This is a genomic window from Pseudomonas sp. NBRC 111127 (genome assembly GCF_001320345.1).
In the GTDB taxonomy this organism is placed as follows: Bacteria; Pseudomonadota; Gammaproteobacteria; order Pseudomonadales; family Pseudomonadaceae; genus Aquipseudomonas; species Aquipseudomonas juntendi.
The window spans coordinates 1-23,246 of sequence record NZ_BCBD01000062.1 but is presented as its reverse complement, the minus strand read 5'-3'; the positions used below and the strand labels follow the sequence as shown (position 1 = coordinate 23,246).

At 61.5% G+C, this 23,246-nt stretch carries 19 protein-coding genes and 5 pseudogenes; 23 read left to right on the top strand and 1 reads right to left on the bottom strand.

Annotated elements, in window-relative coordinates; translation table 11 throughout:
- The first annotated feature begins 8 nt into the window (after positions 1–8).
- Positions 9–551 carry an oligoribonuclease gene (orn, locus tag APH30_RS13530; RefSeq protein ID WP_054912832.1) on the top strand — a complete coding sequence of 181 codons (543 nt, stop codon included), beginning with the start codon at positions 9–11 and terminating at the stop codon, positions 549–551.
- Positions 552–642: 91 nt separating this feature from the next.
- Complete coding sequence (locus APH30_RS13525; RefSeq protein ID WP_003249516.1) at positions 643–1,254, top strand: trimeric intracellular cation channel family protein; 612 nt, start codon at positions 643–645, stop codon at positions 1,252–1,254.
- 480 nt (positions 1,255–1,734) lie between these two features.
- Here the strand turns inward: APH30_RS13525 and queG are convergent, their stop codons facing one another.
- On the bottom strand, positions 1,735–2,799 hold the full coding sequence (queG, locus tag APH30_RS13520) for a tRNA epoxyqueuosine(34) reductase QueG (RefSeq protein WP_054904838.1): 1,065 nt from the start codon (positions 2,797–2,799) through the stop codon (positions 1,735–1,737).
- Positions 2,800–2,864: 65 nt separating this feature from the next.
- Here queG and APH30_RS13515 point away from each other — a divergent pair, with 65 nt between their 5' ends.
- The 21 genes and pseudogenes from APH30_RS13515 to APH30_RS13420 form a co-directional block, all read left to right on the top strand.
- Positions 2,865–3,725, top strand: a complete 861-nt coding sequence (locus tag APH30_RS13515; protein WP_009681310.1) for an NAD(P)H-hydrate dehydratase — start codon at positions 2,865–2,867, stop codon at positions 3,723–3,725.
- Positions 3,713–4,186: a tRNA (adenosine(37)-N6)-threonylcarbamoyltransferase complex ATPase subunit type 1 TsaE gene (tsaE, locus tag APH30_RS13510; protein WP_009681309.1), complete on the top strand. Its 474-nt coding sequence runs from the start codon at positions 3,713–3,715 to the stop codon at positions 4,184–4,186. The genes APH30_RS13515 and tsaE overlap by 13 nt, the downstream gene beginning before the upstream one ends.
- A gap of 11 nt (positions 4,187–4,197) precedes the next feature.
- Positions 4,198–5,628, top strand: coding sequence for an N-acetylmuramoyl-L-alanine amidase (locus tag APH30_RS13505; protein WP_009681308.1), 1,431 nt, complete (start codon positions 4,198–4,200; stop codon positions 5,626–5,628).
- Entirely contained in the window at positions 5,625–7,523 is a 1,899-nt protein-coding gene (gene mutL / locus APH30_RS13500; protein ID WP_054904836.1) for a DNA mismatch repair endonuclease MutL, read from the top strand. Before APH30_RS13505 ends, mutL begins: the two co-directional genes overlap by 4 nt.
- Before the next feature lies 1 nt (position 7,524).
- Positions 7,525–8,496 carry a tRNA (adenosine(37)-N6)-dimethylallyltransferase MiaA gene (gene miaA, locus APH30_RS13495; protein WP_054912831.1) on the top strand — a complete coding sequence of 324 codons (972 nt, stop codon included), beginning with the start codon at positions 7,525–7,527 and terminating at the stop codon, positions 8,494–8,496.
- A 94-nt stretch (positions 8,497–8,590) separates the two neighbouring features.
- The gene (gene hfq / locus APH30_RS13490) at positions 8,591–8,851 is read left to right on the top strand and encodes an RNA chaperone Hfq (protein ID WP_003258160.1); all 261 of its coding nucleotides are present in this window, start codon (positions 8,591–8,593) and stop codon (positions 8,849–8,851) included.
- A 12-nt stretch (positions 8,852–8,863) separates the two neighbouring features.
- Positions 8,864–10,165 carry a ribosome rescue GTPase HflX gene (hflX, locus tag APH30_RS13485; RefSeq protein ID WP_009681305.1) on the top strand — a complete coding sequence of 434 codons (1,302 nt, stop codon included), beginning with the start codon at positions 8,864–8,866 and terminating at the stop codon, positions 10,163–10,165.
- A 96-nt stretch (positions 10,166–10,261) separates the two neighbouring features.
- Positions 10,262–11,443: an FtsH protease activity modulator HflK gene (hflK, locus tag APH30_RS13480; RefSeq protein WP_009681304.1), complete on the top strand. Its 1,182-nt coding sequence runs from the start codon at positions 10,262–10,264 to the stop codon at positions 11,441–11,443.
- On the top strand, positions 11,443–12,312 hold the full coding sequence (hflC, locus tag APH30_RS13475) for a protease modulator HflC (RefSeq protein WP_009681303.1): 870 nt from the start codon (positions 11,443–11,445) through the stop codon (positions 12,310–12,312). Before hflK ends, hflC begins: the two co-directional genes overlap by 1 nt.
- 301 nt (positions 12,313–12,613) lie before the next feature.
- Entirely contained in the window at positions 12,614–13,801 is a 1,188-nt protein-coding gene (locus tag APH30_RS13470; protein WP_009681302.1) for an ATP phosphoribosyltransferase regulatory subunit, read from the top strand.
- A gap of 56 nt (positions 13,802–13,857) precedes the next feature.
- A complete protein-coding gene (locus APH30_RS13465) occupies positions 13,858–15,150 on the top strand; it encodes an adenylosuccinate synthase (RefSeq protein ID WP_009681301.1) in 1,293 nt (430 codons plus the stop codon).
- A 585-nt stretch (positions 15,151–15,735) separates the two neighbouring features.
- A pseudogene (locus tag APH30_RS29975) lies at positions 15,736–16,476 on the top strand (HAMP domain-containing protein); the annotation flags it as partial.
- On the top strand, positions 16,450–17,334 hold the full coding sequence (locus tag APH30_RS29970; protein WP_370593776.1) for a methyl-accepting chemotaxis protein: 885 nt from the start codon (positions 16,450–16,452) through the stop codon (positions 17,332–17,334). The pseudogene APH30_RS29975 and the gene APH30_RS29970, both read left to right, overlap by 27 nt.
- Positions 17,335–17,520: 186 nt before the next feature.
- Positions 17,521–17,973: a DUF2867 domain-containing protein gene (locus APH30_RS13455; protein WP_054912829.1), complete on the top strand. Its 453-nt coding sequence runs from the start codon at positions 17,521–17,523 to the stop codon at positions 17,971–17,973.
- Between the two features lie 249 nt (positions 17,974–18,222).
- A pseudogene (locus APH30_RS13450) lies at positions 18,223–18,372 on the top strand (type VI secretion system tube protein Hcp); the annotation flags it as partial.
- Between the two features lie 572 nt (positions 18,373–18,944).
- Positions 18,945–19,319 (top strand): hypothetical protein, encoded by a 375-nt coding sequence (locus APH30_RS13445; protein ID WP_009681296.1) that lies wholly within the window; start codon positions 18,945–18,947, stop codon positions 19,317–19,319.
- Between the two features lie 452 nt (positions 19,320–19,771).
- Positions 19,772–20,259: pseudogene (locus APH30_RS13440) on the top strand (Hcp family type VI secretion system effector).
- A 9-nt stretch (positions 20,260–20,268) separates the two neighbouring features.
- A pseudogene (locus APH30_RS13435) lies at positions 20,269–20,481 on the top strand (hypothetical protein); the annotation flags it as partial.
- Between the two features lie 58 nt (positions 20,482–20,539).
- On the top strand, positions 20,540–20,917 hold the full coding sequence (locus APH30_RS28725) for a hypothetical protein (protein ID WP_156326465.1): 378 nt from the start codon (positions 20,540–20,542) through the stop codon (positions 20,915–20,917).
- 333 nt (positions 20,918–21,250) lie between these two features.
- A pseudogene (locus tag APH30_RS13430) lies at positions 21,251–22,265 on the top strand (IS30 family transposase).
- Between the two features lie 711 nt (positions 22,266–22,976).
- The coding region (locus tag APH30_RS13420; protein ID WP_177333731.1) for a type VI secretion system tube protein Hcp at positions 22,977–23,246 on the top strand (270 nt) is incomplete at its 3' end.

The window sequence follows — 23,246 nt, the reverse complement described above, 5'->3', positions numbered from 1 at the left end:
GCTTCTGCATGCAAAACCCACAGAACCTGATCTGGATCGACCTGGAAATGACCGGCCTCGATCCGGACAGCGACGTCATCATCGAAATGGCCACCATTGTCACCGACAGCGAGCTGAACACCCTGGCCGAAGGCCCGGTGATCGCCATCCACCACAGCGATGAAGTACTGGCCCGCATGGACGAGTGGAACACCCGCACCCATGGCGCGTCTGGCCTGACCCAGCGTGTGCGCGACAGCAAGATCGGCATGGCCGAGGCCGAGGCCCAGACCATTGCATTCCTCGAACAGTGGGTGCCCAAAGGCAAATCGCCGATCTGCGGCAACAGCATCTGCCAGGACCGTCGCTTCCTCTACCGGCACATGCGCAACCTGGAAAACTACTTCCACTACCGCAACCTGGATGTCTCGACGCTGAAAGAACTGGCAGCGCGCTGGGCCCCGGACGTGCGTGACAGTTTCAAGAAGGGCAATACGCACCTGGCGCTGGACGACATTCGCGAATCGATTGCCGAGTTGCGCCACTACCGCGAACATTTCATCAAGGTGTGAACCGTTACGGCGCAGATATTCTGGCTGCGCCCCCTTTTGGTGCCTTGGGCAACTGGTTAGACTGCGCGCCTTTCCCGCACGGACCCGCACCATGTTGCTGATGCTCTACCTCATTGCCATCACTGCCGAAGCCATGACCGGTGCGTTGTCTGCGGGGCGTCGCGGCATGGACTGGTTCGGCGTGGTGCTGATCGCCTGTGTTACCGCCCTGGGTGGCGGGTCGGTGCGCGATGTGTTGCTCGGGCACTACCCGCTGACCTGGGTGAAACACCCTGAGTACCTGGTGTTGACCAGCTTTGCTGCCCTGTTGACCATTTTCATCGCGCCAATGATGCGCCGCCTGCGCTCGCTGTTCCTGGTGCTAGACGCACTGGGGCTGGTGGCGTTTACCCTGATTGGCTGCATGACGGCGCTGGAAATGGGGCAGGGCATGCTGGTGGCTTCGATCAGCGGGGTGATCACGGGGGTGTTCGGTGGGATCTTGCGCGATATCTTCTGCAACGACATCCCGCTGGTGTTCCGCCGCGAGCTTTACGCCAGCGTGTCGTTCGCCGCGGCGTGGTTCTACCTCGGCTGCGTGTATTTCAAGGTGCCGGCGGAGCAGGCGATGCTGCTGACCCTCTTTGGTGGGTTCCTGGTGCGCTTGCTGGCGATTCGTTTCCATTGGGAAATGCCCAAGTTCCACTACAACGACCAGCAGTAAACCTGCCCCAAGCCCGGCGCGGTCCCTGTAGGAGCGGGCATGCCCGCGAACACCGGCGCAGCCGGTGCCAGCCACCGAGTTGCCTGCTTCGCGGGCGCGCCCGCTCCCACCAGCAGTAAACCTGCCCCAAGCCCGGCGCGGTCCCTTTAGGAGCGGGCATGCCCGCGAACACCGGCGCAGCCGGTGCCAGCCACCGAGTTGCCTACTTCGCGGGCGCGCCCGCTCCCGCCAGCAGTAAACCTGCCCCAAGCCCGGCGCGGTCCCTGTAGGAGCGGGCATGCCCGCGAACACCGGCGCAGCCGGTGCCACCCACCGCGTTGCCTGCTTCGCGGGCGCGCCCGCTCCCACCAGCAGTAAACCTGCCCCAGGCCCGGCGCGGTCCCTGTAGGAGCGGGCATGCCCGCGAACACCGGCGCAGCCGGTGCATCCACCGAGTTGCCAAATTCGCGGGCGCGCCCGCTTCCACAGTGGGCCGTGTGGCTATTGAATGCCGTGCCGGGCCAGCGCCCACTCGACATGCTCGCGCACCAGCTCCGACGCATCCTCGCGCCGCGCCTTCAGCGCCTCGATCACCGGTATCGTCGGCGGCGCATTGCCCAAGCCCACCGCCAGGTTGCGCAAGAACCGCTCATAGCCTGCCCGGCGTAGCGGCCCGCCCTCGGTCTTGCGCAGGAAAGTACGCTCATCCCACAGGAACATCTGGGCCAGCTCGGCATTCTCCAACCCATGCCGCGGCTGGAAATCCTGCTCCTGGCTGTGCTTGGCGAAGCGGTTCCACGGGCAGACGATCTGGCAGTCGTCGCAACCGAATACACGGTTACCCATCATCGAGCGCAGTTCGACAGGAATCGGCCCTCTCAGCTCGATGGTCAGGTACGAGATGCAACGCCGCGCGTCCAGTACATAGGGCCCGACGAACGCCTGGGTCGGGCAGATGTCCAGGCACGCCTGGCAACGCCCGCAATGTTCACTGGTGGTGGCTTCGTCCACCGGCAACGGCAGGTCAACGAACAGTTCGGCCAGGAAGAAGTAACTGCCGGCCTTGCGGTTGAGCAGCAGGGTGTTCTTGCCGATCCAGCCCAGCCCGGCCTGCTCGGCCAGGGCCTTCTCCAGCACTGGGGCACTGTCGACGAAGGCGCGGTAGCCGAACGGGCCGATGGCTTGCTGGATACGGTCTGCCAGGAATTGCACGCGCTTGCGCACCAGCTTGTGGTAGTCACGGCCCAGGGCGTAGCGTGATACGTAGGCTTTTTCCGGTTGCGCCAGGCGTTGCGCCATCTGCGTATCGCCGGGCAGGTAGTCCATGCGCAGCGAGACCACGCGTACCGTGCCGGGAATCAGTTGGTCGGGGTGCGCCCGTTTGCTGCCATGGGCACCCAGGTACTCCATTTCGCCCTGGTAACCGGCGTCTAGCCAGCGTTGCAGGTGCTGTTCGTGTTCGCCAAGGTCGACCCCGGCGATGCCGACGTGGGCAAAACCGAGTTCCTGGCCCCATATCTTGATCGATTGGGCCAGTTGGGCGAGGTCAGGTGTAGAGGCAGGCATGGATGGGCAAGGCAATACGGGCTCAGGTGCGTATAATTCTGCCAGACATTGGAGCCTTTGACCCCATGCCGCAGACCAAACACCCTGGCAACACCCTACAACTGCTCAGCAGCGTGACTGTCGCACACCTGCCGGCACGGCACCCGCATGCGCACAAAGGCGACTTCGGCCATGTGCTGGTAGTGGGCGGCGACCTGGGCACCGGTGGCGCTGTGCTGCTCAGCGCCGAAGCCGCCTTGCGCTGCGGCGCCGGCCTGGTCAGCGTGGCGACCCGGCCCGAACATCTACCCGCGAGCCTGGCCCGCCTGCCTGAGGTGATGTGCCTGGGGGTACAGTCGGCCAACCAGTTGGTCGGCGTGCTGGAGCGCGCCACGGTACTGGTGGTGGGCCCCGGCCTTGGGCAGGCTGCCTGGGGCCGGAGCCTGTTGTCGGCAGTGGCGAACGCCGAGCGCCCGCAGGTATGGGACGCCGACGCCCTGAATTTGCTGGCAGGCACCCCATTGGCCCTGCCCAGCGGTAGCATTCTCACCCCTCACCCCGGGGAAGCGGCGCGGCTGCTGGGCATTTCCACCGAAGCGGTGCAGGCCGACCGGCCGGGCGCTGCGCGCAAGCTGGCGCGGCGCTACAACAGTGTGTGCCTGCTCAAAGGGGCAGGTACCCTGGTGGCGCACCCGTCCGGCCAGTTGATGCTGTGCGAGCGCGGGCACCCGGCGATGGCCGGCGCGGGCTTGGGCGATGTGCTGACCGGGGTGCTGGCGGCGTTGCTGGCCCAGGGGCTGGACGCCTGGAGTGCCGGCTGCCTGGGTACCTGGCTTCACGCCTGTGCCGGTGAGCGCCTGGGGGTTGAAGGCAGGGGCCTGGCGGCCAGCGATCTGGCGCCGGTCATTCGAGCGTTGTTGGAGGAGCATTCTGCGTGTGTGGCTTAAATCTGTTTCTGGCCGATGAAGCGGCTACAGTCGACTTTGGTGCAAAGATGGCCGAAGTGACCGGTGGTCGCGGTGTCATTTTCCTGGAAGGCGACCTGGGGGCGGGTAAAACCACGCTCTCGCGTGGTCTGATCCGTGGCCTGGGCCATACTGGTGCAGTGAAAAGCCCGACGTTCACCGTGGTCGAACCCTACGAGATCGGCGCTGTCCGAGCTTTTCACTTCGACCTGTATCGGCTGGTCGATCCGGAGGAGCTGGAGTTCATGGGGATTCGTGACTATTTCGAGGGCGACCCGTTGTGCCTGTTCGAGTGGCCACAAAAGGGTGCGGGCGTTTTGCCAAAGCCCGACCTGACCATTACCATAAGCCCCCAAGCGGGCGGACGCTCGCTGAACCTGTCGCCGCAGGGGGCTCGCGGCGAGGCCTGGTGCGTGGCACTGGCCAAACACTATAAACAGTAAGTGGGGTAGGTATGCGCATACGCGCACTGGTCGCCATCGTTGGGCTGCTGCTGACAACGGTGACCGTTGACGCTCTGGCCGTCACTCAAGTCAAGAGCGTGCGCCTGTGGCGCGCGCCAGACAACACGCGGCTGGTCTTCGACCTGTCTGGCCCCGTGCAGCACAGCGTCTTCACCTTGAGCGCACCGGATCGCCTGGTTATCGACATCAATGGCGCGACCTTGGCGGCGCCATTGAAAGTGGCGACTTCCAACACGCCGATCAGCAGCGTGCGTTCGGCCCAGCGCACGCCGACCGACCTGCGTGTGGTCGTTGACCTGAAGAAGTCGGTCACCCCCAAGAGCTTTACCCTGGCGCCCAATGCCCAGTACGGCAACCGCCTGGTGGTCGACTTGTACGACCAGGAAGCCGATGCCATCGCGGCCACGGCGCCAACCCCACCACCGACCCCGGTGCAAACGCCTGCCACCACGCCAGCGGTCCCGGTCACGCCGACCCAGCCAGCCATCAAGCTGCCGCCGGTACCTAGCGGCAAGCGCGACATCGTCATTGCCATCGACGCCGGTCATGGCGGCGAGGACCCGGGTGCTTCCGGCTCGCGCGGCCAGCATGAAAAAGACATCGTGCTGCAGATCGCCCAGGAGTTGCAGCGCCAGATCAACACGGAAAAGGGCTTCCGCGCCGAACTGACCCGCACCGGTGACTACTTCATTCCGCTGCGCAAACGCACCGAAATCGCCCGCAAGAAGGGCGCCGACCTGTTCGTTTCGATCCACGCCGACGCCGCGCCGTCCAAGGCTGCGTTCGGCGCATCGGTGTTTGCCCTGTCCGACCGTGGCGCTACCTCCGAAACCGCACGCTGGCTGGCAGACACGGAAAACCGTTCCGACCTGATCGGGGGCGCCGGCAACGTCAGCCTCGACGACAAGGACCGCATGCTCGCGGGTGTGCTGCTCGACCTGTCGATGACGGCCACGCTCAGCTCCAGCCTGAATGTCGGGCAGAAAGTGCTGGGCAACATGGGCCGCATCACCTCGCTGCACAAGCAGCGTGTGGAGCAGGCTGGCTTCATGGTGCTGAAGTCGCCCGATATTCCGTCGATCCTTGTAGAGACCGGGTTCATCTCCAACGCCAGCGAGGCGGCCAAGCTGGCCAGTCGCAGCCATCAGCAAGCGCTTGCGCGTTCGATTCATACCGGGGTGCGCCAGTTCTTCCAGCAGAACCCGCCGCCTGGCACCTATATCGCCTGGCTGCGCGACACCGGCAAGATTGCCGCCGGCCCACGTGAGCACACGGTGCGCCCAGGCGAAACCCTGGCAATGCTGGCGGTGCGCTACCAGGTCAGTGTGGCCAGCTTGCGCAACACCAACAGCCTGAAGTCCGATGAGCTGAAGGTCGGCCAGCGTCTGGATATCCCTGCCACCACATTGGCTTCACAATGAGTGGTGGTTCGCGCATCCAGCTGCTCAGCCCGCGGCTGGCCAACCAGATCGCCGCTGGCGAGGTGGTCGAGCGGCCGGCCTCGGTCGCCAAGGAACTGCTGGAAAACAGCCTGGACTCCGGTGCCCGGCGCATCGATGTGGAAGTGGAGCAGGGCGGCGTCAAGCTGCTGAAGGTGCGGGATGATGGCAGTGGCATTTCTGCCGACGACCTGCCGCTGGCGCTGGCCCGTCACGCCACCAGCAAGATCCGTGAGCTGGAAGACCTTGAAGGCGTATTGAGCCTGGGGTTCCGTGGCGAAGCCCTGGCCTCGATCAGCTCGGTGGCGCGCCTGACCCTGACCTCGCGTACCGCCAGTGCCACAGAAGCCTGGCAGGTTGAAACCGAAGGCCGCGACATGCTCCCGCGGGTGCAGCCGGCGGCCCACCCGGTGGGTACTTCGGTCGAAGTGCGTGACCTGTTCTTCAATACCCCGGCGCGGCGCAAGTTCCTCAAGGCCGAGAAAACCGAGTTCGATCACCTGCAGGAGGTCATCCGGCGCCTGGCGTTGGCGCGTTTCGATGTCGGCTTCCACTTGCGCCACAACGGCAAGAGCATCCTCAGCCTGCACGAGGCCCATGATGAAGTGGCGCGTGCGCGGCGGGTGGGTGCCATCTGCGGCCCGGGCTTCATGGAGCAGGCGCTGCCGATCGACGTCGAGCGCAACGGCCTGCGCCTGTGGGGCTGGGTTGGGCTGCCGACCTTCTCGCGCAGCCAGGCCGACCTGCAGTACTTCTTCGTCAACGGCCGTGCGGTGCGCGACAAGCTGGTGGCCCACGCCGTGCGCCAGGCCTACCGTGACGTGCTGTTCAACGGCCGGCACCCGACCTTTGTGCTGTTCCTTGAACTGGAACCCAACGGCGTCGATGTCAACGTGCACCCGACCAAGCATGAGGTGCGCTTCCGCGAAGGGCGTTCGGTGCACGATTTCCTGTACGGCACCTTGCACCGGGCCCTGGCCGATGTGCGCCCGGAAGACCAGCTGGCCGCCCCGGCTGCGGTGCCTGAAGCGATGCGCGCCACTGGCCAGCAGGCCGGTGAGTTCGGCCCGCAGGGGGAAATGCGCCTTGCTTCGCCTGTGCTCGAGCAGCCACGTGCGCCGCAACACACCGCCAGCAATGGCGGCAGTGGTGCCGGTTACCAGTATCAGTACACCCCGCGGCCCTCGCCACCGCTGCCGGCGGCCGAGGCGCAGGCGGTGTACCGCGAGTTTTACAAACCGCTGGACAATGGCGCCGCCCCGGCAGCCACCCTGCCGGAAAGCCAGGGCGACATTCCGCCGCTGGGTTACGCGCTGGCGCAGCTGAAGGGTATCTACATCCTGGCCGAGAACGCTGTCGGCCTGGTGCTGGTCGACATGCACGCCGCTCACGAGCGCATCATGTACGAGCGCCTGAAGGTAGCCATGGCCAGCGAGGGCCTCAGCGGCCAGCCGCTGCTGGTGCCGGAAACCCTGGCCCTGAGCCAGCGCGAAGCCGACTGCGCCGAAGAGCACGCGCAGTGGTTCCAGCGCCTGGGCTTCGAACTACAGCGCCTGGGCCCGGAAACCCTGGCCATCCGCCAGATCCCGGCCTTGCTCAAGCAGGCCGAGGCCAACCGCCTGGTGCAGGATGTGCTGGCCGACCTGATGGAATACGGCACCAGCGACCGTATTCAGGCCCACCTCAACGAGCTGCTCGGCACCATGGCCTGCCACGGCGCGGTACGCGCCAACCGGCGCCTGGCCATTCCCGAGATGAACGCCCTGCTGCGCGATATGGAAAACACCGAGCGCAGCGGCCAGTGCAACCACGGCCGTCCCACCTGGACCCAGATGGGCCTGGACGACCTGGACAAACTTTTCCTGCGCGGTCGATGAAATGAGCGGCAAGCCCCCAGCGATATTCCTCATGGGTCCGACGGCCGCCGGCAAGACCGACCTGGCCATCGAACTGACCAACGTGCTGCCGTGCGAGCTGATCAGCGTTGATTCGGCGCTGATCTACCGCGGCATGGACATCGGCTCGGCCAAACCGTCGAAAGCAGTCCTTGCCGCCCACCCGCATCGCTTGATCGACATCCGTGACCCGGCCGAAAGCTACTCGGCCGCGCAGTTTCGCACCGACGCACTGCAGGCCATGGCCGAGATCAGCGGGCGCGGCAAAATTCCGCTGCTGGTCGGCGGTACCATGCTGTATTACAAGGCGTTGGTCGACGGCCTTGCCGACATGCCAGCGGCCGATGCGGGTGTGCGTGCCGAGCTTGAAGCCCAGGCGGCGGCCTTGGGGCTGGGCGAGTTGCACCGCCAACTGGCCGAGGTCGACCCGGTGTCGGCGGCGCGCATTCACCCCAACGACCCGCAGCGGTTGATCCGCGCCCTGGAGGTCTACCGGGTGAGCGGTGAGAGCATGACGGCTCACCGGCAACGTCAATTCGCTGAAAGTCGCGGCGCAGACGCAGGCGCTGGCGGGCATTTGCCCTATACTGTCGCCAGCTTGGCGATTGCTCCTACAGATCGTCACATTTTGCATCAGCGAATTGCGTTACGATTTTCGCAGATGCTGGAACAGGGCTTTATCGACGAGGTCCGATCACTGCGAGCCAGAAGTGACTTGCACGCCGGGTTACCGTCTATACGGGCAGTGGGGTATCGGCAAGTCTGGGATTACCTGGACGGCAAGCTGTCAGAGAGTGAAATGCGTGAACGCGGTATCATCGCGACCCGGCAGCTGGCCAAACGGCAGTTCACCTGGTTGCGTGGCTGGCCTGACGTACACTGGCTAGACAGCCTGGCCTGCGACAATCTGTCCCGCACCTTGAAATACCTGGGGCCCATCTCCATATTGAGCTGAGTCCCTGCTGATTGCCGTCTATTCTTGCGAAGGGGCGGCCTAATTTATCGATTTCATTGATTTTCTATTATTTATCCTTACAGGAGTGCGGCATATGTCAAAAGGGCATTCGCTACAAGACCCTTACCTGAACACTTTGAGAAAAGAGAAGGTCCCGGTTTCCATTTACCTGGTCAACGGCATCAAGCTGCAGGGTTCGATCGAGTCGTTCGACCAGTTCGTGGTACTGCTGAAGAACACCGTGAGCCAGATGGTCTACAAGCACGCCATTTCGACCGTGGTGCCAGCCCGTCCGGTTCGCCTGCCAAGCCCGTCCGATTCCGAGCACGGTGACAGCGAGCCAGGCAACGCCTGATAGGAGCCTGCATTGTTCTTTGAGCGCCACGGTGGTGGTGAGCGGGCGTTGCTCGTTCACTTGGAAGGTCAGAACCCTGAGGCGCGCGAAGACCCGCAGGAGTTTCAGGAACTGGCATTGTCGGCCGGTGCCGACATCATTTCGCTGGTCACGGTGACAAGGCATCAGCCTTCCGCCAAATACCTGATTGGCAGTGGCAAGGTCGAAGAGCTGCACGACCTGGTCCATGCCGAACAGGTAGACCTGGTGATTTTCAATCACACCCTCACGCCCAGCCAGGAGCGCAACCTTGAACGTGTGTTCGAGTGTCGTGTGCTCGACCGCACCGGGCTGATCCTCGATATCTTCGCCCAACGGGCGCGTACCCATGAAGGCAAGCTGCAGGTCGAACTGGCCCAGCTGGAGCACATGAGCACGCGGTTGGTGCGTGGCTGGACTCACCTGGAGCGGCAAAAAGGTGGTATCGGCCTGCGCGGCCCGGGTGAAACCCAGCTGGAAACCGACCGGCGCCTGTTGCGCGTGCGCATCCGCCAGATCAAGTCGCGCCTGGAAAAGGTCCGTAGCCAGCGCGAGCAGGCACGGCGCGGGCGCAAGCGTGCAGACATCCCTTCGGTGTCGCTGGTGGGTTACACCAACGCCGGCAAGTCCACGCTGTTCAACGCCCTGACCGAATCCGAGGTGTACGCCGCGGACCAGCTGTTCGCTACCCTCGACCCGACCTTGCGCCGGCTCGAGCTCAACGACCTTGGCCCGATCGTGCTGGCCGACACCGTGGGCTTCATTCGCCATTTGCCGCACAAGCTGGTCGAGGCATTTCGCGCTACGCTCGAAGAGTCGAGCAACTCCGACCTGTTGCTGCATGTGATCGATGCCCATGAGCCCGAGCGCATGGAACAGATCGAGCAAGTGCTGGCGGTATTGGGCGAGATTGGCGCCGAAGGCTTGCCGATCCTCGAGGTGTATAACAAACTCGACCTGCTCGAAGATGTCGAGCCGCAGATCCAGCGCAATGCCGATGGCAAGCCGGAACGGGTCTGGGTATCGGCACGCGATGGGCGTGGCCTGGAGCTGGTCGGCCAGGCGATTGCCGAGTTGCTGGGGGAAGATCTGTTTGTCGGTACCCTTTGCCTGGAGCAGCGTTTTGCCCGCTTGCGCGCGCAATTCTTTGCCTTGGGTGCGGTGCAGAGTGAAGAGCATGATGAAGAAGGGCGCAGCCTGCTGAGCGTGCGACTGCCCATGGTCGAACTGAATCGCCTGGTCAGCCGCGAAGGCATGGAGCCGCAAGTGTTTGTCGAGCAACACACTTTGCAATAAATGCCCGTCGAGGTCGCCGGGCAGCAGTGACAGGCATTCTGTAGCATTGGACGGCGCGCCGTGGGCGCGTCTTTGCTTTATCAGATGGAGAGCGCTATGGCTTGGAACGAGCCGGGTGGCAACTCGAACAATCAGGATCCCTGGGGCGGCCGCCGTGGTGGCGGTGGCGGCGGTGGTGACAAGAAAGGTCCGCCGGATCTGGACGAGGCCTTCCGCAAACTGCAGGACAGCCTCAATGGCATGTTCGGCGGCAAGAAGAAACGTGGCGGCGGTGACCGCAACATCGGCAAGGGCGGTGGCTTCGGTCTGCTGGGCATCGGCCTGGCGGTGCTGGCTGCCATCTGGCTGTACAACGCCGTGTATGTGGTCGACGAGCAGGAGCAGGCCGTGGTGCTGCGCTTCGGCAAGTACTATGAAACGGTCGGTCCCGGCCTGAACATCTACTTCCCGCCAATCGATCGCAAGTACATGGAGAACGTCACGCGTGAGCGTGCCTACACCAAGCAGGGCCAGATGCTGACCGAAGACGAGAACATCGTCGAGGTGCCGCTGACCGTGCAGTACAAGATCAGCAACCTGCAGGACTTCGTGCTCAACGTCGACCAGCCTGAGGTGAGCTTGCAGCACGCCACCGACAGTGCCTTGCGCCACGTGGTGGGTTCCACCTCGATGGACCAGGTACTGACCGAAGGCCGTGAGCAGATGGCCGTGGATATCCGCGAGCGCCTGCAGCGCTTCCTCGACAACTACCGCACGGGTATCACCGTTACCCAGGTCAACGTACAGAGCGCGGCAGCCCCGCGTGAAGTGCAGGAAGCCTTCGATGACGTGATCCGTGCCCGTGAAGACGAGCAGCGCGCCCGTAACCAGGCCGAGTCCTATGCCAATGGCGTGGTGCCGGAAGCCCGTGGTCAGGCGCAGCGCATCATCGAAGACGCCAACGGCTACCGCGACGAAGTCATCGCCCGCGCCAAGGGTGAGGCCGATCGCTTCAGCAAGTTGCTCGGCGAGTACCGCAAGGCACCTGACGTGACCCGCCAGCGTCTGTACCTGGAGACCATGCAAGAGGTCTACAGCAATTCGAGCAAGGTCATGGTGGCAACCAAGGATGGGCAGAACAACCTGCTCTACCTGCCGCTGGACAAAATGGTCGAAGGCAGCCGCAACGCGTCCGCGCCAACCACCAGCGTATCGCCATCGGCCAACGATGCGGCCGCGCGTGCGGCGCAGGACATGCAACAGCAACAGCAGCCGCTGCGCACTAGGGAGAGCCGCTGATGAGCAACAGATCGCTGATCGCCCTGATCGCCGCCGTGGTCCTGGCCATCGTGGCCTGGAACAGCTTCTACATCGTGTCCCAGACCGAGCGTGCAGTGCTGCTGCGCTTCGGTAAGGTGGTCCAGGCTGATGTTCAGCCAGGCCTGCACGTGAAGATCCCGTACGTGAACCAGGTACGCAAGTTCGACGCCCGCCTGATGACCCTCGACGCCCCGACCCAGCGGTTCCTGACCCTGGAGAAGAAAGCGGTGATGGTCGACGCCTACGCCAAGTGGCGCGTCAAGGACGCCGAGCGCTTCTATACCGCCACGTCGGGCATGAAGCAGATCGCCGACGAGCGGCTTTCGCGTCGCCTGGAAAGCGGCCTGCGTGACCAGTTCGGTAAACGTACCCTGCACGAAGTGGTTTCCGGTGAACGCGACGCACTGATGGCTGACATCACCGCATCGCTGAACCGCATGGCCAACAAGGAGCTGGGCATCGAGGTGATCGATGTGCGCGTCAAGGCCATCGACCTGCCGAAGGAAGTCAACCGCAGCGTGTTCGACCGCATGAGTACCGAGCGTGAGCGTGAAGCCCGCGAGCACCGCGCCAAGGGTAACGAGCTGGCCGAAGGTATTCGTGCCGACGCCGACCGCCAGCGCCGTGTGCTGCTGGCCGAAGCGTACCGCGAAGCGGAAGAAACCCGCGGTGACGGCGACGCCCAGGCGGCCGCCATCTATGCCAAGGCCTACACCCAGGACGCGGACTTCTATGCGTTCTACCGTAGCCTGCAGGCGTACCGCGAAAGCTTCTCGAGCAAGAGCGACGTGCTGGTCCTGGATCCGAAGAACGAGTTCTTCCGCTTCCTGGACAAGAGCAAGCCGTAATGCTCAGGCCCTGATTTTCATGCGGCAGCGCTCCGCCTGGCAGCTAAAACACCAGGCGGGGTGCATCCTGAATGAAAAGGGGTGTATCATGAGGCAGCCGGGAAATTTCCCGGCTTTTTTGCGTCTGCAAGGTTGATTGGCACAGCGCCGGTTGACGGTTTGCTCAGCTCGCAAGGCAATTCGAGGGTATCGGGTACGGTGGCTGCGCTGGGATCAGTGCTGCCCGCTGCTGTGCGCGATACCGGCTTTACTGACGGCTCGCCTGCTGGCAAGCCGCCCGGACCAGAGGGGAAATGGCGTAATGGCAACGGTAGACCGCTGGCTGCTGCCAGATGGCATCGAGGAAGTACTGCCACCTGAGGCCGCGCGTATCGAGATCGCGCGCCGCCAGGTGTTGGACCTGTTCCAGGGTTGGGGCTACGAACTGGTCGTCACCCCGCATATCGAGTACCTGGAGTCGCTGCTGACCGGCGCCGGCCAGGACCTGGACCAGCGCACCTTCAAGGTGGTGGACCCGCAGTCCGGCCGCCTGATGGGCTTCCGCGCCGACTTCACCCCGCAGGTGGCCCGTATCGACGCGCACACCTTGCGCCGTGAAGGCCCAAGCCGGTTGTGCTATGCCGGTAGCGTGCTGCACGCCCAACCGCGCGCACTGTCCACCTCGCGCAGCCCGATCCAGCTGGGTGCCGAGTTGTATGGCGATGCCAGCCCTACCAGCGACGTCGAAGTCATCAGCCTGATGCTTGCCACGCTGCAACTGGCTGACGTGCCGGACGTACACATGGACCTTGGCCACGTCGGCATCTACCGCGGCCTGGCCCGGGCGGCCGGCCTGTCCGGGGCAGTGGAGCAGCAGTTGTTCGACGCGCTGCAACGCAAGTCGGTCGATGAGGTGCAAGCCTTGACTGCCGACCTGCCCAAGGACCTGGGCAACATGTTGCGTGCGCTGGTCGAGCTGTGCGGTGGCCGTGAAGTGCTGAACGAAGCGCGCGTGCGCCTGGGGCGCGCCCCGGCCAGCGTGCTGGCCGCGCTGGACGACCTGCTGGCGATCGCGGACCGGCTGGCGTCGCGCTACCCGGAACTGCCGCTGTACTTCGACCTCGGTGAGCTGCGCGGTTACCACTACCACACCGGTGTGGTGTTCGCCGTGTTCGTGCCGGGCGAGGGGCAGTCCATTGCCCAGGGCGGGCGCTATGACGACATCGGCGCCGATTTTGGCCGGGCACGCCCAGCCACAGGTTTCTCCACGGATTTGAAGACCCTGGTCACACTGGGGCGAGCGGAGGTCGTATTGCCAACTGGCGGCATCTGGATGCCCGACAGTGGCGACGCGGCCCTCTGGCAGCAAGTCTGCCAGTTGCGCAGCGAGGGCCAGCGTGTGGTTCAGGCTCTGCCTGGCCAGCCGTTGAGTGCTGCTCTCGAGGCGGATTGTGATCGGCAATTGATTCAGCAAGACGGGCGCTGGCAGGTTCTGCCGCTGGCCCAGTGAGTTTCTGCGTCGGCAACAGGCCGGCAACCAAGTTTGCGTGAATGAGGACCAATGTAATGGGTAAGAATGTCGTCGTCCTGGGCACCCAGTGGGGTGATGAGGGCAAAGGCAAGATCGTCGATCTGCTGACCGAACATGCTGCCGCCGTAGTGCGCTACCAGGGTGGCCACAATGCGGGCCACACCCTGGTGATCAACGGTGAAAAAACCGTTCTGCACCTGATTCCGTCCGGCATCCTGCGTGAAGGCGTACAGTGCCTGATCGGCAACGGCGTGGTCGTTGCCCCGGATGCGCTGATGCGTGAAATCACCAAGCTGGAAGAGAAGGGCGTACCGGTGCGCGAGCGCCTGCGCATCTCCCCGGCGGCGCCGCTGATCCTGTCGTACCACGTGGCCCTGGACCAGGCCCGTGAAAAAGCCCGTGGCGAAGCCAAGATCGGCACCACTGGCCGCGGCATCGGCCCAGCCTACGAAGACAAGGTCGCCCGCCGCGGCCTGCGCGTGGGTGACCTGTTCCACCGCGAGCGTTTCGCTGCCAAGCTCGGTGAGCTGCTGGATTACCACAACTTCCAGCTGGTGAACTACTACAAAGAGCCGGCCATCGACTTCCAGCAGACCCTGGACGAGTGCATGGCCTACGCTGAACAGCTCAAGCCGATGATGCTCGACGTCACCGCCGAGCTGCACAACCTGCGCCGCGCCGGCAAGGACATCATGTTCGAGGGCGCCCAGGGTTCGCTGCTGGACATCGACCACGGTACCTACCCGTACGTCACCAGCTCCAATACCACGGCTGGTGGTATCTCCACCGGTTCCGGCGTGGGCCCGATGTACCTGGACTACATCCTGGGCATCACCAAGGCCTACACCACGCGCGTGGGTTCCGGTCCGTTCCCGACCGAGCTGTTCGACGAAACCGGCGCAACCCTGGCCAAGCGTGGCCACGAATTCGGCTCCACCACCGGCCGTGCTCGCCGTTGCGGCTGGTTCGACGCCGTGATCCTGCGTCGCGCCATCGACGTCAACAGCATCTCGGGCATCTGCCTGACCAAGCTGGACGTGCTCGACGGCCTGGAAACCATCAACATCTGCGTTGGCTACAAGAACGAGAACGGTGCCGTGATCGACGCACCTTCCGATGCCGACAGCTACATCGGCCTGGAGCCGGTGTACGAAGCGATGCCAGGCTGGAGCGAGTCGACCCTGGGCGTGAAAACCCTGGAAGAGCTGCCGCAGGCCGCGCGCAACTACATCAAGCGCATCGAAGAGTTGGTCGGCGCCCCGATCGACATCATTTCGACCGGCCCGGACCGCAACGAGACCATCGTCCTGCGCCATCCGTTCGCCTGATCTGCCCTCCAGGCTGATCTGACGCCGTGGCCCTGAAAGGGGCTGCGGCGTTTTTGTTTGTGGCGTATGCCTGCCTTGAGCGCTGTGGGCTTTCTGTGGAAGCTGGCTTGCAGGCGATAGGACCAGCCCAGGCAACCCCGTTGCTCAACCTTGGCGCATATCCCTGCTCCCCCCGGCACAACCCTTGCTGTAAGAAACATCTGACGATGCCATCAAAATAGTAGCGCCAGAAAACACGAGGGTTACAACGTGTCTGCCATCCTCTCACTGTTACGAAGCCGCCTTCTGCGGCCTGTGTTTGTTGCCCTTGGTATCGCGCTTTTGGTGCAGGTGCTGGTTGCCGTTGCCCTCACCCGCAGCACGGTGACTGCCCTGGAGGCCGACCTTGGCGAGCGCCTGGGTAATGACAGCCGCCAACTCGCCAGCGAGCTGGAGCAAGCCGGGCAAGATGTACGTTCGGGCCTCGACGGCCTGTCCAGCAGCACTCGCCAGCGCCTCAGCGCGGGGTTGGCGACGCGCCTGCAAAGCGAGCAGCAGCAACTGCGCAGCACCCTGGAGAAGAATCTCAAGGATTCGGCCAGCGACATGGCCGAGTTGCTGGCCTCGGTCGCCCCGCGGGCGATCTGGGATAACGACGTGCCGGTACTCTCCGACTTCGCCCGCCGCGCCCAGCGCAATCCCAATGTGCTGTTCGTGATCTATGACGACGCCCAAGGCCAGCACCTGACCCGCTACCTGAACCGGCAGAACCCGATCAACCAGGCTTTGATGGAGAAAGGTCAAGGCGAGCGCGCGCTGGACAAGGTGATCGACGCCGCCCGGCGCGACCCGGCGGTGTACTTCGTGGAAGCGCCGATCAACCCCAATGGAGCGGAAATCGGCAAAGTGGTCATGGGGGTTTCCACCGCAGGCATCGACCAGGAACTCAAGGCCCTTGACCAGCGCTTTTCGGCGCTGATTGCCAGTGGTGAACAGTTGGTTGGCGACAGCCTGAACGGTGCTGCCGCCGACAGCGGCAACACCCTGCGCGAACGCCTGCAGAAAGCACAGGGCAGTGCAGCGGCAATGCAGGCCAATACCGCGCAGACCGTACGCGATGCCGCTGCCGAGCTGCGCTGGCGCATCGGCCTGGGCCTGGCGCTGGTGGGGTTAGGTGTATTGCTGGTCGTTGCCGTGGTGCTGGGGCGCCGGGTGCTGAGCAAGTTGCGCCTGTTGATAACTGCCCTGAATGACCTTGCGGCGGGCGAGGGCGACCTGACCAAGCGCGTGTCGCTCGACAGCCGCGATGAAATTGGCGACATGGCCTCGGCGGTGAACCGTTTTGTCGACAAGCTGCAGCCAATCGTGCGGGAGGCGGGCGAAGTGGCGCAGCGTACCGGCGTGGAGATAGGCGCGATGGCCCAGCGCAATGCCGGCGCCGATGCTGCTGCCGCGCTGCAGCGTGATGAAGTGGCAGCCAGCCTGCGTGACCTGTCGAGCATGGCTGACGAAGCCCAGGCCGAAAGCCATGCGATGCAGGCGGCTCTGCAGCAGGTGGTGGATATTCGCCAGGCCACCGACGAGAACAGCCGCAGCTCGACCCAGCTGGCGAGCTTGATCGAGAACCTGGCCGGCCAAGTGGAGACGGGCTCCCAGGTGATCGAGCGCCTGGCCAAGCAGAGTGAGCAGATCGAAGTGGTGCTGACGGTTATTCACGGCATCGCCGAGCAGACCAACCTGCTGGCCTTGAACGCCGCCATCGAGGCGGCCCGGGCGGGGGAAACCGGGCGTGGTTTTGCCGTGGTAGCCGATGAAGTAAGGGCGCTGGCGAGCAAGACGCAAAGCTCCACTGGCGATATACAGTCGCACATCGCCGCGTTACAGAAGGGCGCCAAGGAGGCCGTGGCTACTATCAGCCAGGCCGGGCTCAAGGCCAGTGAAGGCCTGTTGGTGCTGCGCGACAACGAACGTCGCCAGCAGTCGGTGCAGGCTGCGGTGGAGCAAGTTCACGCGGCCATTGGTTTGGCGACTCGCGCTGCCGAACAACAGGCCCATGGCGCACAGGCGGTTCGGGGGCGGGTGGAGAACATCCATGCCCAGGCCGAACGCTCGGCTGAGGTGGTGATGCAGACCACGGCCAGCAGCAAGGTGCTGGATGACTTGGCGGCTCAGCTACGCGCCAGCCTGGGCCAGTTCCGGGCCTGAATCCTGCGCAGTCTCTTCTTGTGGGAGCGGCCTTGCGTCGCGAAAGGACCGCAAAGCGGTCCCAGGATATTCGCGTAAACACATCTATTGCTGGGGCCGCTTCGCGGCCCTTTCGCGACACAAGGCCGCTCCTACAGCGAGTCATGTTGCTATGCTGTCAGCGACACATGACAAAGGGAGTTGCTCATGTCCGCCCAATTGGTCGCCGCCCAGGCAGACCACGATTTTCTCCACAGTGCCAGCAGACAGCTCACTGCCCCGATGACCGCCCTGCAAGCCTACTGCGCCATGACCTCGGATGTTCCCGCCTGGCTGGCCAAGGCCTTCCGCATTCGTGACTTCATCTCGCGTCGATTCAATGTCGCCGATATCCATGGCTTCACTCCCCAGAATCCTGGGCATGTGCCAGCCGACGGCGAGCATCTGGACTTCTTCACTGTCGAGGCCATCAGCGACCAGCAACTGGTGCTGACGTCGCGCGATACGCACTTGGCGGTGATGGTCTGCATGGATGTGAATGGGCAGTGCTTGAAAGTGACCACGTCGGTGCGGTGTTTCAATGCCTTTGGCCGGCTGTACATGCTGCCGGTTGGCCAGGTACATGGCCTGATCGTGCGTCGGATGTTGGCGAATTTGTAGACAGCGCTGAATATGAAGGTGAAACATTCATTTACGTGATCAAGTCTGCATCTTCCTCAAAATTGTAGGATATTTCCCGAATAGGTCTCGTTAGAATGTTTGCTGTTGCAGCGCTAGACGCAGGGAGCTAGTGTCGATCTTGCCTGAAGGCACTCGGCAAACTTCGCCGCTTTCTTCAGGAACGACCTCAGGACGGCGATGTCGGAACATCGTCGTTATCAGCCCAATCTTTACCAAGGAGAGGTAAGCATGGCTTTCGATGCTTATATTCAAATCGCGGAAATCACTGGCGAAGCACTGGACGAGCAGTACGCCAACTGGATCGAAATCATCGGCTACAAGTTCGGTGCCAATCAGAGCACCTCTGCCACCGCAAGCTCAGCGGGTGGCGCATCTTCATAGAGAGTATTTGAATCACGGTACGTTGAAAGAACGTAACGATTTTTATGCGAAGCGCACAGCTTTGTTTCTGAAGTTGGAGGCGCAATTGGATGGCATGGCCGCATATGGGGCAGGGTTGCGAAGCAGGGGCAAGATCAAGAGGGCGCTTGGTATATCTACAAAGAGTTTTTTGCATACTGGCGAAATTAGCGGTTACTCAGAAAAGATAGCGGGTGTGGCGAGAGCCGCTAGTTGGATTAAAAAGGGGACGTATGTGGGCATGGCGCTGGATTTGGCGTCAACGGAGTTATCGATTCGTCAAGCTTGCATGCTCGGTCGAGAGGATGATTGTCGAAGAGTTAAGTATATCGAGCGAAGTTCACTGGCCGCTAGCTGGGGGATTGGAGGTGCGATTGGATATGTTGGGGCAGCATTGGCCCAATGGTCTGTGTTGCGGTAGGTATTCCCACGGGAGGAACGGCAACTATCGCGTGCGCAGTGCTGGGGGGTGCCGCTGGTGGTATGGCTGGTGGGGCGCTAGGAAAAATGGGAGGCGAGACTTTGGGTGAGATTTTTTATGAGGCCGTGCGATGAATAGCCAGCAGGTGGCCGTGCTCGGTGTTTTTTTGATTATTTCACCCTTCTTGATGTTCGCCGTACTGGCCTTTGTTGCGCATCGATGCTTGGGTCGTATCGAATCATACTTGTCGAATAGTCGCATGGTGGTCGTTAATAGGGAGATGTACGGCAGCTCTGGCCTGTTTGGAAGGGTCATGCGCCTCGGCTCAATTTCAGCAATGTTAACAATGAGATCCTTTAGCGTTCGTAAAGGAATGTTAGATGGCGAAGACGTCCGCAAGACTCCAGTCGATCTGAAAAAATTGTTAGTGCGTTTATGGGTTGCTCAGATTCTACTAATTACACTGATCGTACTATTTTTTACTTGGCTGCTGTATTGGCAATAGCCCATAGCCATGGCGTGAGAATTGGGCTTGGTTCATAGTTGTTGTTTCTGGATGGCTACAAGCGTATCCAAAGGAGGTGACGCAATGTTAGCTTCGATGCTGGGTGGTTAGCGCTGGGCGCTAGTGTCAGTCGGGCCTGTAGCAAGAGCGCGAGAATGAGTACCGAAGCTTTGACGATAATCGAGTCTATCCTGCTCGCTTGTATGGCAGTCAGCGTGTGTGTGATGGGAGTTTTAAAGTGAACTTGTGATGAGGTCTCAAATACTCAGGCTTGTGCCCAGGCCATATGGCAGCCTGGGCAAGCTTTCAAGCCTTGTTCAGATACATCCGCGTACTCAGCAAATACAACGGCAATCCCGATACCACGATCAACAGTCTTCGGGAGCATCCTCAAGGCGGCGATGTCCGAACACCGTCGTTATCAGCCCAATCTTTACCAAGGAGAGGTAAGCATGGCTTTCGATGCCTATATTCAAATCGCGGAAATCACTGGCGAAGCACTGGACGAACAATACGCCAACTGGATCGAGATCATCGGCTACAAGTTCGGTGCCAATCAGAGCACCTCTGCCACCGTAAGCACAGCGGGTGGCGCATCATCAGGCCGCACCACACTCACCAACTTTACCTTCACCAAATACCTGGACAGTGCTAGCTGCAAGCTACTGGAGGCTAGGTGTGCCGGGCAGCACCTGAAGGAAGTGAAGCTAGTGGTGTGCCGTGCCGGTACCGAAAAGCTCAAGTACTACGAAGTCGTTCTCGAAGAAGTGATCATCGCCGATTACGCCAGAGCGCCAGCGCCGGGGTGCCGATAGAAGTGATTCAATTGAACTACGGCCGCATCAAGACCACCTATACGCGGCAGAAACGCCGCGACGGCAGCGCGGGCGGCAGCGTGACCGGCGGCTGGGACCGCATCGCCAACAAGAAGTATGCGTGAGGTGCGACCATGTCCGAGGCACGCAGCTTTATCAATCCTCAGGCGCAATCGTATGAGTCGCTGAAGGCCGGCACGCCCATGTCGGCCAATCAGCGGGCCAAGTTTGATGTGCTGAATGCACATATCGCCAATGGTGTTGTTGTCGGCGGGGAGCTTGTGATTGTTGGTGATCCCAGCACGCCTATGTGCACAGGTCATGAAGCATTCTTGATGGCGAAGGCGGTTCGGCCGTAGGTGATATCGGTGAGATGGTCGGTGAGTTGTTATGTGAGGTGACGCAATGACTAGCTTCGACACGAGGTGGTTAGGTCTTCCTTTGATGGTAGCTATGTTTATAGTCATATTTGTGTGGATTTATATTTCAGTTCGTTATGTAAATTACATAGAATCGTTACTTTCTAATAGTTCAATGGTTTCGGGTAACAAAAGGATTTTTAGCTCCGCCGGCTTGTTAGGTAAAGTGATGCGTACCGGTTCGGCGTCCGTCATGTTGTCGATGAGGGCGATTTGTATTCGTAAAGGCCTTCTGGATCGTCAGGATGTAAAGAGGTTTCCTGGTGGTTTGCGTCGTATGCTAGTTGGCTTGTGGTTTGTTCATGTGGGTGTTTTTTTATCGCTAATTGGTCTTTGGGTGTGGTTGAAATTGGTAGGCTATTAGTAGTTTTCGGCTGGAGCCTGCGGTGAGCGGAAGCGAGCTGTCTTCATCGTTAAATTTGTAAGGAATTTCGCAAAATAGTCTTGGTTAGTTACCGACTAGTGCAGTGCCAGGCACCGGGGGTAGTGTCAGCCGGGCCTGAAGGAAAAGCGCGAGAATGAGTGCCGTAGCTTTGACGATAATCGCGTCTATCCTGCTCGCTTGTATGGCCGTCAGCGTGTGTAATGGTTTGCTTGGCTTGTCGATATATAAAGGTTATCGAAAACTCCTTAGTAAAATGCAAGGGCGGCGGCAAAAACTGAGTGCAACACCTGACCAATCCGGTACGCTGCGCCTATGTCTTATCACGAACTCAGTATTGAAGAACGCATCACCCCCCAGCTTGGCCAGCTTCAGGGTCTGAGCCAACGAGCCATCGCCAAGATGCTTAATCGCAGTCCTTCGACCATCAGCCGCGAACTTCGCCGCAATGGTGGCAACACCGCGCTATTCTGCCAGCCAAGCCCATCAGCAGATGCGCCAACGCCGCAAAAGCTGTCGGCCCGCACGCAAGCTTGAGCCAGGTAGCGAACTGTTCGACCTTGTGGTCTACCTGTTGCGACAATGCTTTTCTCCTCAGCAAATTGCCGGCAAACTCAAACGGATGTAATTCCCGAAGCTTGAAGACGCCTACGTCTGTCGCGAAACGATCTACAACGCCATCTACGCCTTGTCGGTGGGCGAGCTTCGTAAAGAGCTGATCATCTGCCTGCGGCAAGGCAAAACCAGTCGCCGCCCGCGCTCGGGAAGGGTTGACCGGCGTGGCCAAATTCCCGACTTGGTCAGCATTCATGTTCGTCCGCCAGAGGTGGAAGACCGTTTGACGCCGGGGTACTGGGAGGGCGATCTGATCAAAGGTTAAGGCAACGCTTCTGCGGTAGGCACCCTGGTGGAGCGCAGCACGGGCTACCTGATGCTGGTGAAAATGCATGACGCCACCGCCACCTCGGCCATAGAAGGCTTCAGTGCTGCACTTAACCGAATGCCGCTGGCAGCACGCAAGACGCTCACCTACGACCAAGGCCGTGAGATGGCACGCCATGCCGAAATCACCCAGCGCACCGGCGTAGCTGTTTACTTCTGTGACCCGCACAGCCCTTGGCAGCGCGGCAGCAACGAAAACATCTACGGCTTGATCCGGCAGTACTTACCTAAGGGAACAGACTTATCGGCCCATAGCCAGGAGCAGTTGGACGCTATTGCGTACCAGTTGAACATCCGTCCGCGCCAACGTTTTGATTATCCATGCCCGATCGAAATGATGACGCAGATGATGGCTAAACATCACGAGAACTCTGCCTTAACTCAGTAATGTGGTGTTGCACTCAGCCTCTGAAACCGCCCCTGTTTGGCCAGGTCGATCGCAATGGTGTTGCAAGATTCCACATCATTGGCAGACAGAGAAGCTTGCTTGGAACTATGCTTTTTCATGGTCTCGCCCTCGCTGCCGTTGGCTTCATCGAACGCCACCGTGGCACTGTGATGCCTCGGCGGGGGCGAGCCCATCGATTACGTTTGTTTGGGGCCAGTCCATCCTGCGCCTGGTGCGCGCGACCGCCTTGTTCGTACGACGCGATATTGAGGCATGCGCCAAGGCTTTCGCGCGCAAATCCCACAGGCATAATTGGCCCGAAACAAACGTAGGAGCGGGTTTACCCGCGAAGCGCCGCGCGGGCGGCGCTCGATCTCACACGCGCTGCATATCTTCTGGCAAACACCTGTCAGCCCTGCTGCGATCCCTCTCTGAGCTGGCTATCGGCCGATTGTGCGCCGGATTTTGGCCAATCTCGGCTCGAAAGACTTTTGACGTGATCAACCAGCATTCATCATCAAATTGTAGGCAATTTCCCAAATTGGCCCTGGCCGGACGCATACGATTGCGGCATCGGGCCTAGAGCGCTAGGCTCAATTGCACCTGAAAGCACGCAGCGCCAATCCGCCATTCGTCTTCGGGAACATCCTCAAGGCGGCGATGTCCGAACACCGTCGTTATCAGCCCAATCTTTACCAAGGAGAGGTAAGCATGGCTTTCGATGCTTATATTCAAATCGCGGAAATCACTGGCGAAGCACTGGACGAGCAGTACGCCAACTGGATCGAGATCATCGGCTACAAATTCGGTGCCAATCAGAGCACCTCTGCCACCGCAAGCTCAGCGGGTGGCGCATCATCAGGCCGCACCACACTCACCAACTTTACCTTCACCAAATACCTGGACAGTGCTAGCTGCAAGCTGCTGGAGGCCAGCTGTGCCGGGCAGCACCTGAAGGAAGTGAAGCTGGTGGTGTGCCGG